This window comes from Hoylesella marshii DSM 16973 = JCM 13450 (assembly GCF_000146675.1).
Classification (GTDB): domain Bacteria; phylum Bacteroidota; class Bacteroidia; order Bacteroidales; family Bacteroidaceae; genus Prevotella; species Prevotella marshii.
The window spans coordinates 2,463,284-2,466,781 of record NZ_GL397214.1 but is presented as its reverse complement, the minus strand read 5'-3'; the positions used below and the strand labels follow the sequence as shown (position 1 = coordinate 2,466,781).

The following is a 3,498-nucleotide window of genomic DNA, read 5'->3' as shown; positions in this document are numbered from 1 at the left end:
ATATAGAACTGCCTATTTTCATTTACAAATACCTGCTGATGAGAGGTCGTTCGGATGAATGCACATGCAAAATAAAGTATTTGCTTGCATACCTGCACCATATTCTTAGCAACTGGCAGCCTTTGGCACAGGGTGGCATAGGTTGGCACAGGCAAATAGCCTTTTCCCGTCTTCTTTTTCACTCTAATTTTGCACCCGGGCAACGAGGTCTGTCGGTTGGTGTTCACCCTGACAACTTTTGAAGGTAACTCTCTCATCCGTCCGAAGGCGGATGTTTGTGTCCTCAAAGACACAGCAAGGTATCTTTTCAGCCGCTCGAAACGATTCGAGCATCCCTGAAAAGCCTTGCCCTTGGCCGGGGGCGGGCTTTACCTCCGAAGTCGGAAGCCCCAAAGAATACCTGACGGTAAAGAACATACGACGGTAGTCCAAGTCGCATCATCACTAAATCCATATTAAAATGACAGAAAATAAAAAGAAAACGGGGAGTGTGCTCATATCCCTGCCATCATTTTAAAGACCTCAACACCGCAAAAGGGTGAAAAGACACATCTGCATCTTTTCACCCTTTTAGTTTGTTTTAAAATAAAACTTCCACTCCGTAGGCTCCTTACCCTTTGGGAAGAAGTTCCACAGCTATGGCTTCGGTGTCTTTGGCTTTCTGTTATCAGGGTTATCTACCGTTACATCGGCGGCTTTGGCGGCCGCGCGCATCTTCGCTTTGGGTGTAAAGATGATTTTAGGCGTTTTCAGTGTGGCAGCGGTAACGTCTTTCTTGTTGTCTACCATTCGCGAGGGGAAGTAGACGCGCAGCGAACCCACATCGCCCAAGTCGATGCTGAAGCCCATTTTCAGTGCGCGACACGACAGCCTGCCCAGCGTGATGAGCGTGTTCATCACGTCGCCACGCGAGAGTGAAGTTTCGTCTACAATCATGTCGCACACCATCTCGAGCGTCATGTGGTTGTTGGTCTTGGCCTGAGCGAAATACACCGTTTGGCCTTTCTTTTTTCCGATAGTCTGTGTTTTAGACTTTACTTCGAATTCAATCATTGTTTTTCTCCTTTTTATTGAAGTGATTATAATAGGTTGATAAAACGCTTCTGTTTGTAGGTGTTAAACACCCTTGCCCGTAGGTGTTAAACACCCTTGCCCGTAGGTGTTAAACACCCTTGCCCGTAGGTGTTAAACACTCTTGCCTGTGGGTGTTAAACACCCTTGTGCGGATAGACTTTTCCATTCGTTGATAAGCTGCGATTGGAGTGGACATCGTTCGCTTCGTCCTTACCGATGCAGCCTCTATCGACAGGAATTTACTCGAACGCCTGCACCCTACACGGGGTAGTACGAGGCGCTTCTTCTACACTGATCGACGTCTGTTTAAAAAAATGGAAAGCACTTGCATGCGTGAGAGTCTGATGGTTTGTTGCTGTGTTGTCCGTCCAATAGTAACCATATGTGCCGGCAACCAGTAACCAGCCATCTATATACCCCCCCGATGCCGGCAAGAAGAAATAGTCGTCAAGGGGATAGGGTCTGCCCTCGGGATAAGAATACACTTTGGCACGTCCACCTGTAATCCTATAGTCTTCAAGAGGAGAGGAAGCTGTGGCCTTGTAGCCGAGTTTCATATCTGCCTCTGTAAAGGTAGAGGGATAACCCTCCTTATTCTTGAGATAAGCCACGATGGCCTTTTTCTTCCTTATCCACACGCCTCCTTTATGCATATGTCCTCCCAATGTCCACAACTGGTCGCCATCCCAATGAGGGTCGCCTTTCAGGCAGTACCATACCGCCTCGTTGATGTTGGGAGCCACTTTGAATGGTGCTGCCGGGGTTTGGTAATTCACGTAAGCATCAAAAAGCTGATGAGATTCATCGGAGTGGGTAGCAGGGTCGGGGTTATCGGTAATGCCTTGCGTAGCACCGGGCTCTCCCTTATTGATGAACGGCTGACTACTCTCGTAACCATGCCAACGGTCCTTTGTCGCACCCCAAGCATAGTATTTTGTTCCTAACACAATTGGTGTGAGGTTGGCCGTGATATCGTAAATCATGCCCTTGGCAAGGGTTGCGTTCGTTATGGATTTTGTGATTGTGCCCTCGATGTTGGTTACGGTATTCTTGATGATGTAATCGATGGTGAAGTCGTAGGTGTCGGGGGCAACTACAAGATAGATGGCGTTGGCCTGCTGATTGGCACTGGTGTAGAGCGGAAAGTCGGAAAGGCTAACGGTAATGTCGGAGGAAATTATCGGATGCCCCATGTCATTGATAGCTTCGCCGTCGAAACTATGCCGGTTGGCAAAGAAGAGTGTATTTGTATTTGTTCCTTTGTTTGCTGTTATTTTAATGCCTTTCAGCCGTATGTTGGGAGCAAGGGTTGCATCTTCACAACGAGGCAGGAAGCAAAGGTAGGCCGCCTTGTGTTCGAGAATAAATTTGAACTTGCCAGTGCTACTCGTGTTGTATGCCGTGCCCGATCCACAATCGCCCCATTCTCCGGCTTTACTGAAATCGTTGGCAGTAGTGCGACTCTGTATTTTAGGAAAACTAATATCGTTCGGGGTAGGAGTAAAACCATTATAGGTAATAGAAGTTCCCGTGTAGCGTACTTCGCATCCATCGCCATAGTCGGATGCATTGCCTGGCAGAGTGAAGTCAGCTCTTCTACCGCCATGATGTAGGGTTATGGATGTACTTTGTTTCCATTCGCCATTCTTGTTTTTTACCCAGATAAAGTCGTCGCTCGTCCACGAGGCATCAGCACCTTGTCCAGGTGTATGAGTGATAGAGGTGCGTGTTTGGGCATTTCCGTCCTCATCACTTAGTGTCTCTCGCTTTGCCTCTGTCTTTGGGACATCAGTGGTAAATATTACGCCGGCTTGCAGTGTCTCTTTCTCATTCTTTTTTTCATTGCTCTCTACAATGCTCTCACTGCTGCAGGCTGCCAGTATGGCGGTAGCCAAGAGTAACATACTTATTCTTACTAATCTTTTTATGTTCATCGCTTTTCGTATTTCTTTTAATAATTACTGTGATTTTGTTCTCTCTGGGGAAGAGGTCGGTTTTTATTCCTCCCATAGCGAGTAACCATTTCTCTCTCTTGTTAGGGGCTGGTCTATCTCTCCCTCCTCTTCTTCCCATTCATCATAGTTTGTGTTGCTTTTGGCATTACCAAAGCTACCACCGCCTCCAATGTGTCCGTGCTGTCCACTGGCTGCCTGTAACAAATGTTCTTGCGGCATAACGACAACATTAATTGTAGGTTTTAGGTAAACCTGTTTCTTGATTTGTTTTCTATTCATATCTCTATTATTTTATGGGTGAATATTCTGCATTATTTCCCTCTTGCACGGCTTGGCAAAAGGACATAAAAAGACGAACAAAGGGAACTTCTCGAAGCCCTTTGCTGATAGGGGTTACGCCGCGTCTCACGCGCGCGTAGGTGAAAACATCTAAAGTGTTATCTGAGCGACGGTGCGAATGTGTGTGTGT

At 47.0% G+C, this 3,498-nt stretch carries 3 protein-coding genes and 1 pseudogene; all 4 read right to left on the bottom strand.

Features of this window, described 5'->3' with window-relative positions; genetic code table 11:
• Positions 1-182 (bottom strand): annotated as a pseudogene (locus tag HMPREF0658_RS11890) (hypothetical protein); the annotation flags it as partial.
• Between the two features lie 454 nt (positions 183-636).
• A complete protein-coding gene (locus HMPREF0658_RS10175) occupies positions 637-1,053 on the bottom strand; it encodes an HU family DNA-binding protein (RefSeq protein ID WP_006950661.1) in 417 nt (138 codons plus the stop codon).
• A gap of 260 nt (positions 1,054-1,313) precedes the next feature.
• Positions 1,314-3,008, bottom strand: coding sequence for a hypothetical protein (locus HMPREF0658_RS10170; protein ID WP_139047760.1), 1,695 nt, complete (start codon positions 3,006-3,008; stop codon positions 1,314-1,316).
• A 63-nt stretch (positions 3,009-3,071) separates the two neighbouring features.
• Positions 3,072-3,308, bottom strand: coding sequence for a hypothetical protein (locus HMPREF0658_RS10165; RefSeq protein ID WP_006950658.1), 237 nt, complete (start codon positions 3,306-3,308; stop codon positions 3,072-3,074).
• Between the last annotated feature and the right edge of the window lie 190 nt (positions 3,309-3,498).

What these genes read in the sequence shown, in the direction of transcription:
- HMPREF0658_RS10175 (WP_006950661.1), bottom strand. Translation starts at nt 1,053, where the DNA reads ATGATTGAATTCGAAGTAAAGTCTAAAACACAGACTATCGGAAAAAAG.
- HMPREF0658_RS10170 (WP_139047760.1), bottom strand. Translation starts at nt 3,008, where the DNA reads ATGAACATAAAAAGATTAGTAAGAATAAGTATGTTACTCTTGGCTACC.
- HMPREF0658_RS10165 (WP_006950658.1), bottom strand. Translation starts at nt 3,308, where the DNA reads ATGAATAGAAAACAAATCAAGAAACAGGTTTACCTAAAACCTACAATT.